The 15,291-nt window shown below is 60.4% G+C and carries 10 protein-coding genes; 8 read left to right on the plus strand and 2 right to left on the minus strand.

What is annotated here, in order from left to right; all coding sequences use genetic code 11:
* Positions 1-76: 76 nt before the first annotated feature.
* The 7 genes from hrpA (at position 77) to cysB (ending at position 12,276) form a co-directional block, all read left to right on the plus strand.
* A complete protein-coding gene (hrpA, locus tag BM036_RS08005; RefSeq protein WP_091850287.1) occupies positions 77-4,042 on the plus strand; it encodes an ATP-dependent RNA helicase HrpA in 3,966 nt (1,321 codons plus the stop codon).
* A gap of 201 nt (positions 4,043-4,243) precedes the next feature.
* A complete protein-coding gene (locus BM036_RS08010) occupies positions 4,244-5,362 on the plus strand; it encodes a beta-ketoacyl-ACP synthase III (RefSeq protein WP_091850576.1) in 1,119 nt (372 codons plus the stop codon).
* A 56-nt stretch (positions 5,363-5,418) separates the two neighbouring features.
* Entirely contained in the window at positions 5,419-6,216 is a 798-nt protein-coding gene (locus tag BM036_RS08015) for an MlaA family lipoprotein (RefSeq protein ID WP_245742533.1), read from the plus strand.
* Positions 6,217-6,376: 160 nt separating this feature from the next.
* Positions 6,377-8,176 (plus strand): ExeA family protein, encoded by a 1,800-nt coding sequence (locus tag BM036_RS08020; protein WP_091850289.1) that lies wholly within the window; start codon positions 6,377-6,379, stop codon positions 8,174-8,176.
* 8 nt (positions 8,177-8,184) lie between these two features.
* Positions 8,185-8,943, plus strand: coding sequence for a general secretion pathway protein GspB (locus BM036_RS08025; protein WP_091850291.1), 759 nt, complete (start codon positions 8,185-8,187; stop codon positions 8,941-8,943).
* Positions 8,943-11,105: an ATP-dependent DNA helicase DinG gene (gene dinG, locus BM036_RS08030; RefSeq protein WP_091850293.1), complete on the plus strand. Its 2,163-nt coding sequence runs from the start codon at positions 8,943-8,945 to the stop codon at positions 11,103-11,105. The genes BM036_RS08025 and dinG overlap by 1 nt, the downstream gene beginning before the upstream one ends.
* 193 nt (positions 11,106-11,298) lie before the next feature.
* A complete protein-coding gene (gene cysB, locus BM036_RS08035; protein WP_091850295.1) occupies positions 11,299-12,276 on the plus strand; it encodes an HTH-type transcriptional regulator CysB in 978 nt (325 codons plus the stop codon).
* A gap of 24 nt (positions 12,277-12,300) precedes the next feature.
* Here cysB and BM036_RS08040 read toward each other — a convergent pair whose 3' ends face one another.
* Complete coding sequence (locus BM036_RS08040; protein WP_091850297.1) at positions 12,301-13,035, minus strand: phosphoadenylyl-sulfate reductase; 735 nt, start codon at positions 13,033-13,035, stop codon at positions 12,301-12,303.
* A 257-nt stretch (positions 13,036-13,292) separates the two neighbouring features.
* On the opposite strand from BM036_RS08040, the gene thrH reads away from it, so the two are divergent.
* Positions 13,293-13,901: a bifunctional phosphoserine phosphatase/homoserine phosphotransferase ThrH gene (gene thrH, locus BM036_RS08045; protein ID WP_091850299.1), complete on the plus strand. Its 609-nt coding sequence runs from the start codon at positions 13,293-13,295 to the stop codon at positions 13,899-13,901.
* 51 nt (positions 13,902-13,952) lie between these two features.
* Here the strand turns inward: thrH and pabB are convergent, their stop codons facing one another.
* On the minus strand, positions 13,953-15,287 hold the full coding sequence (gene pabB / locus BM036_RS08050; RefSeq protein ID WP_177186028.1) for an aminodeoxychorismate synthase component I: 1,335 nt from the start codon (positions 15,285-15,287) through the stop codon (positions 13,953-13,955).
* Between the last annotated feature and the right edge of the window lie 4 nt (positions 15,288-15,291).

Below are 15,291 nucleotides of genomic sequence, written 5' to 3' on the forward strand. Positions count from 1 at the left end.
CCCGCCCCGGCGGGGTTTTTCGTTTGTGGTCCGGGTTCCGTTACAATATCGCCCTCATTTACCAACCGGGCTATCCATGAGTAACACCCCCTCCGGCAAATCGTCTTCAACCCTTCCTGGTGAAAAGCCTTCAGTCGAGCGTCCGCTGTTGACTGTTGACCACGTCAGGCAGCAACTGGGTGAATGCAACCAGCGTGAAACCGCCCGTATTCTGCGACTGCTGGCGAAAACCCGGAACAACCCTGATCAGCAACAGTTGGCCCGGGTAAACCGCTGGCTGGAGCAGGGGCTGGCCAGGGTGGAGTCCCGCCGTCGGTCCCATCAGCCCGCCCGCTATCCGGAAGGGCTGCCGGTGTCCGAACGGGTTGACGACATCACCCGGGCCCTGGAGGAAAACCAGGTCATCATCGTGGCCGGCGAAACCGGTTCGGGCAAAACCACTCAACTACCCAAGATCTGCCTGAATGCAGGACGTGGAACCCGGGGCCTGGTGGGGCACACCCAGCCACGGCGAATCGCAGCCCGCACCGTGGCTGGCCGTATCGCAGAAGAGCTGGGCCCGGAGCAAGGCCGCCAGGTTGGATACCAGGTTCGCTTTACGGATACCAGTAACGAGGATACCCGGCTGAAGGTGATGACCGACGGGATCCTGTTGGCTGAAATCCAGCACGATCGCTTCCTGGATGCCTACGATACGATCATTATCGATGAGGCCCACGAACGCAGCCTCAACATCGACTTCCTGCTGGGCTACCTCAAGCAATTGCTGCCCAGGCGGCCCGACCTGAAGGTCATCATCACCTCGGCCACCATCGAGGTGGAGCGGTTCAGCGAGTATTTCCACCAGGCGCCGGTGATCGAGGTTTCCGGCCGCACCTACCCGGTAGAGATGCGCTACCGACCCATGGCTGGAGACGCCGATGAGCGGGACCAGGGCTGGGGCGATGCAGTGGTGTCGGCGCTGAATGAAATCGAAGACCATGAGCGGGCCGAGAAAAAGCCACCAGGGGATATCCTTGTGTTCCTGCCCGGGGAAGGGGAAATCCGCGCCCTCAGTAAGCAGTTACGCCATGCAGACCTGCGTCATACCGAGGTACTGCCGCTCTATTCGCGGCTGAGCACGAAGGAACAAAACCGGGTATTTCAGTCCCACCGGGGCCGGCGCATTGTGCTGGCTACCAACGTGGCAGAGACGTCGTTGACGGTACCGGGTATCCGTTATGTCATTGACACCGGTGTGGCCCGGATCAGCCGTTACTCGGTACGTTCCAAAATCCAGCGCTTGCCGGTTGAGGCTATCTCCCAGGCCAGTGCGAACCAGCGGGCAGGGCGCTGCGGGCGGGTAGCACCGGGGATCTGCTTCCGGCTGTTTGATGAACAGGACTTCGTCAGCCGCGACGAGTTTACCGATCCGGAGATCCTGCGCACCAACCTGGCGTCGGTCATCCTGCAGATGGTGACCCTCGGGTTGGGGGATATTCGCCACTTCCCCTTCCTGGAGGCGCCGGACAACCGTCAGATCAATGATGGCTATAAATTGCTGGAAGAGCTTGGCGCTGTTTCCGGCAAACGCCGCATTACCAGCCTCGGGCGCACCATGGCCCGTTTGCCACTTGATCCACGGCTGGCCCGGATGCTGGTGGCCGCCAGCGAACTGGGCAGCCTGGCCGAGCTACTGGTCATTATTGCCGGGCTCAGTGTCCAGGACCCCAGGGAGCGACCGCAGGACAAGCAACAGGCAGCGGACCAGGCACACAGTCAGTGGAATGACAAAGAGTCCGACTTCATTACCCTGCTCAATCTCTGGAATGACTTCGAGGAGCAGCGTCAGGAACTGTCCGGTAACCAGCTCAGCAAGCACTGCAAGAAACAGTTCCTCTCCTACATGCGAATGCGGGAGTGGCGGGATATCCATCGTCAGCTCACCCTGTTGTGCCGGGAGCAGAGGTTCACCATGAATCGGGATACGGCCGGTTATGATGCCATACACAAGGCTGTACTGGCCGGTCTGTTGGGGCAGGTGGCGACCAAGCTGGAGAAAAGGGAGTACCTGGCTACCCGTAACCGCAAAGTGTTTATCTTCCCTGGCTCAAAAGTGGCGAAGTCTGCGCCCAAGTGGATCGTGGCCGCGGAGATTGTTGAAACCAGCCGGGTGTTTGCACGGATGGTTGCCAAAATCGACCCGGACTGGGTGGAGCCACTGGGTGAACACGTGGTCAAACGCCATTACTCGGAACCGCACTGGGAACAAAAACGGGCCCAGGTTATGGCCTTCGAGCGGGTCAGCCTCTACGGCCTGGACGTGGTCAGCCAGCGACGGGTGCCCTATGCAAAGATTGACCCGGTTACCTGTCGCGAACTGTTTATTCGTCGTGCCCTGGTGGAAGGCGACTACCGTACCAAGGCACCTTTCATTGCCCGTAACCGGGAACTGCTGGATACCGTCGAGAGTCTGGAGAACAAGACCCGGCGCCGGGATCTGCTGGTGGATGACGAGCAGCTTGTCGCTTTCTATAACGAGCGCCTCCCGGCGGAGATCGTCAGTGGCCGTCATTTCGAAAGCTGGTGGAAATCCCTGTCCGCGGCAGACCTGAAGTCCATGGAACTCACCGAGAAGGATATCCTGCAACGGGACCTGGACTACAGCGAACTGGAGCAATACCCGGACGAGCTGGAATGGGAGGGAGCGAAATACCCCCTGAGCTACGAATTCGAACCCACGGCTGAGGATGACGGTGTCACCATCCAGGTGCCGGTCATGGCGCTCAAGCAGTTGCCGGGGCATCGGCTGGACTGGTTGGTTCCTGGCCTGGTGAGGGAAAAGTGCATTGCCCTCGTCAAGGGGCTGCCAAAGGCCGTTCGCCGTAACTTTGTGCCGGTACCCGATTTTGTCGACGCGGCGTTGCAGAACATGGCGCCATCAAACCAGCCGTTGACCGAGGTGCTCGCTGACCAGCTGCGCCGCATGACCGGCGTCCGGATCGCGCCGGAAGACTGGCCAACCGATGAACTGCCCAGGCACCTGCGCATGAACCTGAAGGTGCTGGGTGAGGGCGGCAAGGTACTGGCACGGGGGCGGGACCCTGAAGTACTCCAGAAGAAACTGGAAAAGCAGGCGGAAGAAGCCCTCAGTCGGGTGGATGAGGCCGAGGGCAAGGCGGAACGGGTCCAGGCGTCTGACTGGCAGTTCGGCACCTTGCAGGAATCGGTTCATACCGACAGGGGTGGTATGCAGGTTACGGTCTATCCGGCGCTCGAAGACCTGGGCGGTGAGGTGCGGGAAACCCGTTTCCTGGATCCGCTGACGGCTTATGAAAGCCACCGTAAAGCAGTCGCGCGGCTGTTGCTGAACCGGCTCGGCAATTCCCTGGATCGCATAGATAGCCGGCTGCCCCGGTTTCGCCAGTCCGCGCTCATGTTTGCGCCGATGGGCCAGGCCCGGGCGCTGCTTGATGACTTTCTGCTGGCCAGTGCGGCCAATCACTTCCTGGGCGAGCCGGAACAGGCATCTGGAGCACTTCCGCGCAGCGGTACAGACTTTGACCTGGTTTATAACAATGGACGGGGAGATTTTCTGCCAGCGCTTGAGCAGGCTGACGAACAGCTCCACCAGGTGATGCAGGGCTATCACCGGGTGATGAAACAACTGAAAGGCAAGATCAACCTTGCCCTGGCCAATAGCATGGCGGATCTCAAGTTCCAGATGGAGCACCTGGTGTACCCCGGGTTCCTGGTGGCAACGCCCCCGCAGTGGCTGGCCTGCTTTCCCCGTTATTTCGAGGCTGCGGACATCCGGCTGGAGAAGATGCCCAGGGAAATGGGGCGGGAGAGGGAATTTCTGCACACGATTGCTCCCCTCTGGAGCCGCTACCAGCAAAAGCACGAGCAGCAGCGTCGTCAGGGCGCTATGGACCCACAGCTTACCCTCTACCGCTGGATGCTGGAGGAGTTCCGCGTATCCTGGTTTGCACAACAGCTGGGAACAGCCATGCCGGTCTCGGTGAAACGGCTGGACCGCCAGTGGGCGGAAGTTCGTCAGTAGTCAGTAACTGGAGCGGCTGCAACCCGCTGGTAGCCGGTCTTTCGGGCCGGTCGCCTTTCTCGTTTTCGGGTGGGGACCGGACTCCGGGGTTTGTGATAACATCCCCGCTAATTATCGGACAGGGATGTTTCACGCGTCCTGTTTAGCCTGCAGGATAGCTGTCCACAATAATTTCCAGAACAGTCGGGGTCCTACGTGAGCATCACCGCCATTATCACCGGTACCGGGTTGTATACACCGCCTGCCTCCATCAGCAATGAAGAACTGGTGGCTTCCTTCAATCGTTATGTCGAGCTCCACAATGAGCGCAATGCGGATGCCATTGCACGGGGAGAGATCGACCCCCTGCAGCCTTCAGCTGTGGAGTTCATCGAGAAGGCCTCAGGAATCAAGAGCCGTCACGTCATGGACAAGGACGGCATACTGGACCCGGAGCGGATGTGCCCGCGCCTGCCGGAGCGCAGTAACGACGAGCCTTCCATCCAGTGTGACATGTCGATGGCTGCCGCCCGTGAAGCGTTGGCCCAGGCTGGCCGCACGCCGGAGGATGTGGATGCCGTCATTGTGGCTTGCTCAAACCTGCAGCGGGCCTATCCTGCGGTTGCCATCGAGGTTCAGGAAGCCCTGGGTATCGACGGTTTTGCCTACGATATGAACGTGGCGTGCAGCTCGGCCACATTTGGCATCCAGGCGGCTGCCAATGCGGTTGAAAACGGCACTGCCCGGGCCGTGCTGGTGATCAGCCCGGAAATCTGCTCCGGACATCTCAACTTCCGGGATCGCGACAGCCACTTCATTTTCGGCGATGCGTGCACCGCCGTGCTCGTGGAGCGTGACGACCAGGTAGCGGCAGGTCACGGCTTCGAGGTGCTGGGCACCCGCCTGAAAACCCGTTTTTCCAACAACATCCGCAACAACTTCGGCTTCCTGAACCGGGGTGATGAAAGCGGCATTGGCAAGCCGGACAAGCTGTTCGTGCAGCAGGGCCGCAAGGTATTCAAGGAGGTTTCACCCATGGTGGCAGAGCTGATTGTCAGCCACCTGGAGAGCCTGTCCCTGAAAGCGGAAGACCTGAGGCGTATGTGGTTGCACCAGGCCAACCTGAACATGAACCAGCTGATTTCCAGGCGCGTCCTTGGCCGTGACGCCACTACCGATGAAGCGCCGGTCATCCTGGACGAATACGCGAACACCAGTTCCGCCGGCTCTATCATCGCCTATCACCAGCACAAGGATGACTTTACCCCCGGTGATCTGGGAGTGATCTGTTCCTTTGGCGCCGGCTATTCCATTGGCAGCGTGGTGGTGCGCAAGCGCTGATCCGATACCCGTTCAAGGCCGAACTTCTGGATGATGACTGCCAATCAGGAATGACCATGTTTCATGAAATGCCCAAAGCGGCTGCAACACTGACCCTGGCGGCGCTGCTGCTTGCCGGGTGTGCATCTTCCCCGGACCAGGTAGCTGATGAAACGGTCCAGCCCGATGAGAGGGTTTCCACCGAGACCGGACAAACGGGCAGTCGCGATCCCTGGGAGCCCTGGAATCGCCAGGTCTTCGCTTTCAACGAGACGGTAGACGACTGGGTGCTGCGGCCAGTGGCTGAGGGATATCAGTTCGTGATGCCCTCGTTCGCGGACCGGGCAGTGACCAATTTCTTCAATAACCTCACCGAAGTCCGCAACTTCGTTAACAGTGTCCTCCAGCTCAAGGGGGAACACGCCGTGGTGGCTGCAGGGCGGTTTACCTACAATACTGTCTTTGGTCTTGGCGGGTTGTTTGATGTGGCAACCGCCTTTGACCTGCCCGAGCGCCCGGAAGATTTCGGGCAGACCCTGGGGTACTGGGGCGTAGGGCCGGGCCCGTACCTGATGTTGCCGTTCCTGGGGCCATCCTCGCCGCGTGATTTCACCGGTTTCGCCACTGAAACCCTGACCTTCCCGTCACTGTGGGTTTACGCAGAGAGTCCTGATCGTTACTACGCCCTGGCCCTCGATGTTGTCGACACGCGGGCCGACCTGATTTCAGCAGAGCGCTTCATATCTGGTGACCGATATGTGTTCGTGCGTAATGCCTATCTGCAACGGCGGGAATACCTGATCAACGACGGCAAGGCTACTTCCGACCCCTTTACCAGCGGTGAAGAGGAAGACCTGATGCTGGACAACTTCTGAGCTCGTCCAACCGGCGATATTCTACGCGGGAAAGTGAACCGGTCGGTGTGTCATGGTGACAGTCAGCGACCGCCGACGGTATCATGGGAGCATCATAATGCGGGCCTTCGACTGAAAGGGACGGGCCCGGTAATTCCGGCCGCCAGCTGACTGGATCTTCATGTACTACGACTTCTTCGGGTTTCGGGAGCCGCCGTTCTCAATTGCGCCGGACCCTCGATATCTGTACCTCAGCGAACGCCACAAGGAAGCCCTGGCTCACCTGATGTATGGCGTCCAGGGGCAGGGTGGCTTCGTGGTGATCACCGGTGAGGTAGGTACCGGCAAGACCACCATCAGCCGCTGTTTCATCGAGAATGTTCCCGATCACGTCGACATCGCGCTGATCCTTAACCCACGCTTGTCTGCCCGTGAGTTACTGGCGTCCTTCTGCGATGAGCTGGGCATCCCCTACGCCGAAAATGCCACCATCAAGCAGCTGATTGACCGGATCAACCAGCACCTGCTGGAAGCCCATGCCCGCGGGCGCCACCAGGTACTGATGATCGACGAGGCCCAGAACCTGTCCGCGGAAGTGCTGGAGCAACTGCGCCTGCTCACCAACCTTGAGACGGCGGAAAAGAAACTGCTGCAGATTGTCCTGCTGGGACAGCCGGAACTGAAAGAAATGCTAGACCGGCCGGAACTGCGGCAACTCAACCAGCGGGTCACCGCGCGTTACCATCTGGATGCCCTGGAGCGGGAGGAATTGCCGGCTTACCTGCATTACCGACTGGGAGTGGCCGGGGTCAAGGTGGAACTGTTCAGTCCGGCGACAACCCGCCTGCTGTTCCGCAAGAGCCATGGTATTCCCCGGTTGATCAACCTGCTCAGCGACCGGGCCCTGCTGGGGGCCTACAGCGAGGGTGTCCAGCATATTGAGCCCCGTCACATCCGCGCCGCCGCAAAGGAAGTCGGTGGCCTGGCGTCGCGCCCGTCGCCCAATGCTGTGCCCCCTGTGCTTCGCCTGGTAACCGTGGCCGCTGTCGTTGTCGCATTGGCGGTTGCTGCATGGGCGGTGGTTGACCAGCGCCAGGGGGCTGCCATTCCCGAGCAGCTGGCGGCTGCCGGAGGCGCGCAGGGAGGAGACGCTGTTGAAACATTGCCAGGGCCGGGCAGTGAGGAAGGTGACCCGAATGATCCGGTGTCCACCGCCGGCGGCGACGATTCCGCCGAGGCGCAGGTCGCGTCGGGCACCGTCGAGCGTCAACAGGATGCGGTCAATGAGGCCCCTGAGCTACCTGCCTTTGACCTCGAGGAGCATGGCCTGTCAACGGCGGATGCCTATGCCGGCCTGTTCCGCCTGTGGGGCTTTGACTGGGATCGAAGTGCCTATCCCTTCGCCTGTGACTATGCCGATGCTGCGGGATTGCGTTGCATGCATCGCCAGGGGAGTCGGCGCAGCATGGAGGCTATCAACCGACCTGCGGTTCTGGATCTCCGTGGGCCCGGAGGAGAACGAACATACGTCACCCTGCTTCGCCTGAAGGGCGATGTGGCCACAATTGCTACCAGGGAGGGGACGCTGGATGTATCGTTCAGCGACTTGGAAGACTACTGGTACGGTCAGTTTTCAGTGCTCTGGCAACTACCGCCCTATATGGCATGGGGGGGTGACCCGTCGGAGTTGCCCCGCAATAACCGCGAGGGTGTATGGCTCAGCGCCAGGATGATGCAGTTGGTCGGGATGCATGCCTCGGACCGTGAAGAAGTCGACCGGGTAAGTCGTATGATCCGCAACGAGCAGGTCCGCTGGTACCAGAAAGTCAAAGGCCTTAAGCAGGACGGGGTGGTCGGTGCCATGACCCTGATCCAGATGAGTAACGACCTGGACGCCGGCGTGCCTCGCCTTGTGCCCAGTGATGCTGCCATGGTCGCCCCCGTTGAAACCGGTCAGGCGACCCGGCCAAGGTCAGGGTAGTTCGAAGTATGTCCTACATTCTGGAAGCACTGAAGAAGTCCGAGTCCGAGCGCAACCAGGGCAGGGTGCCAGACCTTGGCCAGCAGGTTCGCATGATTCACCGGCGTCATCGTCGGGGTATCCCCGCCCTCGGCTGGCTGGCGATCGCCCTGACCCTGAATGCACTGGTGCTCGGGGTGCTGTTCTGGCCGGACAGCGGCCTTTTGCGGACCACGGTCGTCCCGGACCCGGCCCCAGCGCAGCACCAGGCGAACATGTCTTCAGTATCATCGACACCCAGCCCGGCGGCGGACTCCGCCACTGCGACAGAAGCGGTTCCCCAGGGCGGCACCGGGGCAGGCGCGCAGCCCGTGACCGAAGCGCCGGGGGAAATTGCTGAGGCTACCGGTGACCTTGATGGGGCCGGGGTAGTGGTACTGGATACGCTGGACGAAGCGCCTACGGTTATTGTCCCGACCGTTCGCCCTGCCAACCCAGATGGCAGTGACGACGCCTATTCACCGGCACCCTGGGAAGGTCGGGTTCCCCATCTGGTGGAATTGCCCATGGCCTTCCAGCGGCAGGTACCTGACCTGGTGTTCAACAGCCATGTCTACTCCTCACGCCCATCGGCTCGCAGTGTGATGATCAATAATCGCTACCTGCGGATGGGGGATACCCTGGGGCCGTTAAGGATCGAGAATATAACCGAGGATGGCGTGGAGCTCAGTATGGATGGCCAGCGCTTCCGGGTGGGTGTGGTCCGTGACTGGAGCAGCCCCCGCTAATGCCCCTGAGTGACGACGTAAAGGCGGAAATCCAGCAGGGTTATCGCGATGTACTGGCAGGCAAGGGTATCCGGGCCCGCTATGGCCAGCGGCTGATGATTGCCGAGATAGCCCGCTATATGGGAGATATCACCGAGGATGACGGCAAGCGCACTTCCGCGCCGGCAGCCTGCGTGGTGGAGGCTGGTACCGGTACCGGCAAGACCCTGGGCTACCTGATTGCAGCTATTCCGGTCGCTCGGGCGCTGGGCAAGACCCTGGTGATTTCCACGGCGACGGTGGCCCTCCAGGACCAGATCATCAGCAAGGACCTGCCGGACCTGGAGAAGCACACCAGGCTCAGGTTCGAATGGACCCTGGCAAAGGGGCGGGGCCGCTATCTCTGCCTGTCTCGCCTGGAAACCCGCCTGCAGGATGAAGGCCATGGTGACAGCGATACCATGCCGCTGTTCCTGTTGGATGAGGGCAGGGAACAGGAACCGGGTACCCGGGAGTTCTTCGAGGAACTGCTGGGGCAGTACGGTTCCAGGCAATGGGATGGCGACCGGGATCACTGGCCCAGCACCATCCCGGATGATATCTGGCGCCAGGTCACCACTGACCATCGTCAATGCACCAATCGTCACTGTGCCTATTTTGACAACTGCGCCTTCTTCGACGCTCGCAAGGGCCTGGAAACCGCTGACGTGGTGGTGGCCAACCATGACCTGGTGCTGGCTGACCTGGCCCTCGGCGGCGGTGCTATCCTGCCAGAGCCGGAGAACGCCCTCTACATCTTTGACGAGGCCCACCACCTGCCGGACAAGGCCCTGAACCACTTCGCCGCTTCGGTGCCGCTCAACAGTACTCGCCAGTGGCTCAAACAGCTGGGCCAGGCCCTGGTGAAGATCCAGCCCTGGTTACCGCCATCCACTGTGGCCAGTCGCGCCGTGGAAAAGGTGTCTGAAGCCTCCCGTCAGCTGGAAGACTGCCTCAACCGGGTCCAGGAACACCTGCTGAACAGTATCCAGTGGGAGTTTTCCGATGAGCGCCGCACGGCCCAGTGGCGTTATCCGGAAGGAGAGTTGCCTGAGCAGTTGCTGGCCCTGGCCACGGAAACCCGCGCCGCGACGGCAGGACTGGTTCGTCACCTGGGCACAATGGCGGACGAGCTCCAGAAAGGGTTTGACGAACGCAAGGACCATGAACTGGACCGGGACACGGCGGAAGCCTGGTATCCGGTGATCGGCAGTTTCCATGCCCGCGCAGAGGACCAGTCCCGGCTTTGGGCCGCCTGGTGCGAGTCCCCGGCGCCCGCTTCGGATGACGACAAGCCGGCGCACCGGCCGCCACCTCCGGCCCGTTGGGCGGTGCGGCAACGCTGGGACCATGCCGAGGAGGTCACCCTGTACAGCAGCCCTGTACTGGCGGATAACCTGCTCTATTCGAGACTCTGGTCCCGGGCCCATGGCGCGGTGTTAACCAGCGCCACGCTGACTGCACTGGGGCGGTTCGACCGCCTGCGTTCCCGCGCGGGCCTGCCTGCCGACAGCCGCTACCTGGTGGTTCCCAGCTCTTTCCGCTATGGCGAAATGGCGACCGTGGAAGTGCCCCCCATGGACGCCTTGCCAACGGATACGGAAGGCTTTACGGCCGCCCTTGTGAAGCGGCTGCCGGAATTGTGGGCGGCGGAAAAGGCAACGCTGGTGCTGTTTACCTCACGCCGGCAAATGAACGCGGTGCGTGACCGGCTGGCCCCGGACCACCCGGGACTGATTACCACCCAGGACGATATGGCCAAGGGTGAGGTGCTGCGGCATCACTGCGAGAGGGTAGACGCGGGCAAGCCCTCGGTTCTGTTCGGTGTCGCCAGTTTCGCCGAGGGCATAGACCTGCCAGGGCGTTACCTGGACCACGTGGTAATCACTCGCCTGCCGTTTTCTGTGCCGGACGACCCTATCGAGGCCAGCCTGGCAGAGTGGGTCACCAGCCGTGGCGGTAATCCGTTCATGGAAATTACCGTACCTGACGCTTCCGTCAAGCTGGTACAGGCGGTGGGCCGACTGTTACGTACCGAGTCGGACACCGGTCGGGTATCCATCCTGGACCGGCGCATTGTCAGCCGCCGATACGGACAGCTGTTGCTCGATGCCTTACCACCATTCCGAAGAATCATTCAGTAACGGTTCTGTGGTCCGGGCAACAGTTGCATTTGAGGAATATGGACTACACTGAGTATTCGGAGACTCTCTATTCTCAAAAAGAATGAAAACAAACATCTTTATGCGTATTCTGGTAATAACACTGACAAAACCGTGACGCATAGCCGGTGGCAGGGCGCAAAGTCCTGAATCCGCTTAGGGAGCGAAAGGATCAATGAAATTACAGCAGCTGCGTTATATCTGGGAAGTCGCCCATCACGACCTCAATGTTTCCGCTACGGCCCAAAGTCTGTTCACCTCCCAGCCTGGTATCTCCAAGCAGATCCGGCTACTGGAAGATGAGCTGGGTATCGAGGTGTTTGCCCGCAGCGGCAAGCATCTGACCCGGATTACACCCGGTGGCGAGACCATCATCCGCGAGGCTGGCGAAATCCTGCGACGGGTCGAAGGCATCAAGAAAATCGCCCAGGAGTTCTCGAACCAGCGCAAGGGCGACCTCAGTATTGCCACTACCCACACCCAGGCCCGGTATGCGCTGCCGCCGGTCATCCAGGGCTTTATCGAAGCCTACCCGGATGTATCCCTGCATATGCATCAGGGTACACCCATGCAGATTTCGGAGATGGCTGCCAACGGTGCAGTGGACTTCGCGATTGCCACCGAGGCCATGGAGCTGTTCAACGACCTGATCATGATGCCCTGCTACCGCTGGAATCGGTGCGTCATTGTGCCCCGGGACCATCCGCTCACCCAGCTGTCTGAACTGACCTTGCCGGAGCTGGCCCAGCACCCGCTGGTCACCTATGTGTTCGGGTTCACCGGCCGTTCCAAGCTGGATGAGGCGTTTCAGGCCGAAGGACTGGAACCGAAGGTGGTATTCACAGCTGCCGATGCCGACGTCATCAAGACCTATGTGAGACTGGGGCTCGGAGTAGGGATTATCGCGTCCATGGCCTATGACCCGGAAGCCGATTCGGATCTGGTGGCCCTGGATGCCAGCAAGCTGTTCCGTCCCAGCGTTACCCGGCTTGGCTTCCGCAAAGGGACCTTCCTGCGTGGTTACATGTACGATTTCATGGAGAGATTTGCCCCACACCTGAGCAGGGACATGGTAAATGAGGCCGTTGCCCACCAGGGTAGCCGGCAGGAAATCGAAGACCTTTTCCGTGATGTGGAGCTGCCGGTCTACTGACCGGTCAGCTTCCGGGTGTCAACGTCAGGCGCTGCCAATGTCGCTGGCAATCAGGTTGCCAGCGTGCAGTCCGCATTCCTTCTGGGTGGCTTCTTCCCACCACCAGCGGCCCTCCCGTTCGTGCTGTCCGGGGAGCACCGGGCGTGTGCAGGGCTGGCAACCGATGCTGACAAAGCCCCGCTCATGGAGCTTGTTGTAGGGCGCCTCTGAAATACGGATATAGTCCCAGACCTCCTTTGACGTCCAGTTGGCAAGGGGGTTGAACTTCACCAGTTCTCCGCTTCGACCTTCAAAGGCATCGTCGAGCTGTACCACCGGCACCTCATTGCGGGTGCCCGGGCTCTGGTCCCGGCGCTGGCCGGTAATCCAGGCATCCAGGGTTTGCAGCTTCCGGCGCAGGGGTTCGACCTTGCGGATACCACAGCACTCCCCGTGGCCGTCCTCGTAGAAACTGAACAGGCCTTTTTCGGTTACCAGCGATTGCACCGCTTCCGCATCCGGAAACTGGAACTCAATCTCGATACCATAGTGCTTGCGGACCTGTTCGAAGAATTCATAGGTCTCCGGATGCAGGCGGCCGGTGTCCAGGGAAAACACCCGCAACCGGTCTGTGAGCTTGTGAGCCATTTCGATCAGGGCAACATCTTCGGCTCCACTGAAGGAAATGGCGATTTCATCGTAACGGGCCAGCGCGGCCTTGAGGATGGCCCGGGGGCTTTGTCCATCAAGCTCTTTCTGAAGTTGTTCAATCTCGCTCATCGGAAGTCTGGTCCCATTGCAGGTCGTCGCCCGGACCGACCGGGTCCGGAGGATGCTGGTTATTGGATGGTGGCGCCAATCTATCACCGGAACGCAGGTTGCTGAAGGAATCTGCAATCATAAGGTTATATCAACGGTCGGGGCACAGCCCGGTCGAACGTGATGGACGGTGCATTCCCCGCGCGTTTTTTCTATCATAGCCGCGCGATTTGCCATTAACCCCATTGCCGCTAGCCGGCGACTGACAGGAGACCACCGTGGAACTTGCGTGCCTTGACCTTGAGGGAGTACTGATCCCGGAAATCTGGATTGCCTTTGCGGAAAAAACCGGTATTGAGGAGCTCAAGGCCACCACCCGGGATATTCCTGACTACGATGTGCTGATGAAGCAGCGCCTGCGTCTGCTGGACGAACACGGCTATGGCCTGCCAGCAATCCAGGAGGTTATTGGTGAACTGGATCCGTTGCCCGGTGCCCGGGAATTCCTCGACTGGTTGCGTGACCGCTTCCAGGTGGTGATCCTGTCGGATACCTTCTACGAGTTCGCCATGCCGCTGATGAAAAAGCTGGGGCATCCCACATTGCTGTGTCACAAGCTGGAAGTTGACGAAAATGGCCGCATCATTGACTACCTGCTGCGCCAACGTGACCCCAAGCGCCAGTCGGTCCGGGCCTTCCAGTTGCTCAACTACCGTGTAATCGCCGCAGGCGATTCCTATAACGACACTACCATGCTGACCCAGGCGGAAGGTGGCATTCTGTTCCATGCGCCCCAGAATGTGATTGACGAATTCCCTCAGTTCCCTGCAGTGCACGACTTCGAGGAGCTCAAGAAGACCTTCCTGTCACTCAGTCACCGCCACTGACGGGAGGTTCACGCAGGCGCGCCTGGAGGCGAGGCTGGTTCAGGCCTGCACTCAGGCGCTGCCTTCACTGCGTTGCAGGCCTCCCATGGCCTCCAGGGTGTCGAGCAGACGTTGTATCTTGCTGAGAGACTCCTGGTACTCATCCTCCGGATCGGAATCCGCCACAATACCGCAGCCCGCCCAGGCCCGGATGGTCCCGTCTGGCCAGGTCTGAAGGCTGCGTATGGCAATATTGCTCACCAGGTGATTGTTCGCATCCCACCAGAACAGGGTGCCGCAATAGGGGCCCCGGACGTGGGATTCCAGTTCGTCGATGATTTCCATCGCCCGCCGTTTTGGTGCGCCGGTAATGGAGCCTCCCGGGAAGGCGCTCAGCATGGCCTCGAAAGGAGTAATTCCACGCTTGAGCAGACCGGTAACGGTGCTGACCAACTGGTGGACATTGCGATAACTCTCCACCTCGAACAACTGCGGTACCTTTACTGAGAATGGCTTGCAGAAGTGAGAAAGGTCGTTGCGGATCAGGTCCACGATCATCAGGTTCTCGGCCCGGTCCTTGGCGTTGTTTACCAGGTCTTCTGCCAGCGTCCTGTCCCTGTGCGTGTCTTCGCTTCGAGGCCTGGTACCCTTGATGGGTTTGCTGGTAACCCGGCCGTTGTCGATTTCCAGGAACAGTTCCGGTGACACGCTCAGCAGTTGCCACGACCCTGCGTCCAGGTAGCCTCCATGGGGCACGGGTATCGCATCCGCCAGGGCCTGCCACGCCTGCCAGGGCGAGCCCTCGAAGGTGCCTTCAAACTGTTGTGACAGGTTGGCCTGGTAGCAGTCGCCGGCCTGGATGTACTCGAGCACCTGTCCGACCCCCTTCCGGTACTGCCCGGGCGTGCAGCACGCCTGGAAGTGACGGGTCATCCGGAAGGTATCAGCGGGCTCTGTGGGGGAGGGGGCCGCCAGCAGGGCCAGCACCTGCTTACGAGTGGCAGGGGGGCAGGCCGGATCGAAAACCAGTGTGGCGGTTGTCGAAATCTCCTGCCGGGTAACTTCCAGTTGCCAGAAGTAGAGCGCTGCCCAGCCAACCGAGCCCGGCGTTGTTTTTTTGCTACAAAACCCGGGAACTGTATGGCCGCCGGCATCGTAAAACAGGCTGCCAGCGATAAAACCGCAGCGATCCGTACCGGCAATAACCCGGTGGCTTGCCAGGATATCGTCCACGGCCTGGTCGAACGTTTCCCTCTCGGTGGAGAACTGCCATTGCCGTTCAGGCATTGCGCTGTAACGGCGACTGCTGCCGCGCTGTGTCCCCAGGCACAGGAATCCGTCAAGCCCCGACAGGGCAGTGACGAAGTCGGCAATTTGGGCAGGCGGCACAGAGAAGCGATTAGACATCCGG

The sequence above is a fragment of the Marinobacter segnicrescens genome, assembly GCF_900111555.1.
GTDB lineage: Bacteria > Pseudomonadota > Gammaproteobacteria > Pseudomonadales > Oleiphilaceae > Marinobacter > Marinobacter segnicrescens.

Excerpts from the sequence above, each read along its gene's own strand:
- hrpA (WP_091850287.1), top strand. The coding sequence starts at position 77 with ATGAGTAACACCCCCTCCGGCAAATCGTCTTCAACCCTTCCTGGTGAA.
- BM036_RS08015 (WP_245742533.1), top strand. The coding sequence starts at position 5,419 with ATGTTTCATGAAATGCCCAAAGCGGCTGCAACACTGACCCTGGCGGCG.
- BM036_RS08020 (WP_091850289.1), top strand. The coding sequence starts at position 6,377 with ATGTACTACGACTTCTTCGGGTTTCGGGAGCCGCCGTTCTCAATTGCG.
- BM036_RS08025 (WP_091850291.1), top strand. The coding sequence starts at position 8,185 with ATGTCCTACATTCTGGAAGCACTGAAGAAGTCCGAGTCCGAGCGCAAC.
- dinG (WP_091850293.1), top strand. The coding sequence starts at position 8,943 with ATGCCCCTGAGTGACGACGTAAAGGCGGAAATCCAGCAGGGTTATCGC.
- cysB (WP_091850295.1), top strand. The coding sequence starts at position 11,299 with ATGAAATTACAGCAGCTGCGTTATATCTGGGAAGTCGCCCATCACGAC.
- BM036_RS08040 (WP_091850297.1), bottom strand. The coding sequence starts at position 13,035 with ATGAGCGAGATTGAACAACTTCAGAAAGAGCTTGATGGACAAAGCCCC.
- pabB (WP_177186028.1), bottom strand. The coding sequence starts at position 15,287 with ATGTCTAATCGCTTCTCTGTGCCGCCTGCCCAAATTGCCGACTTCGTC.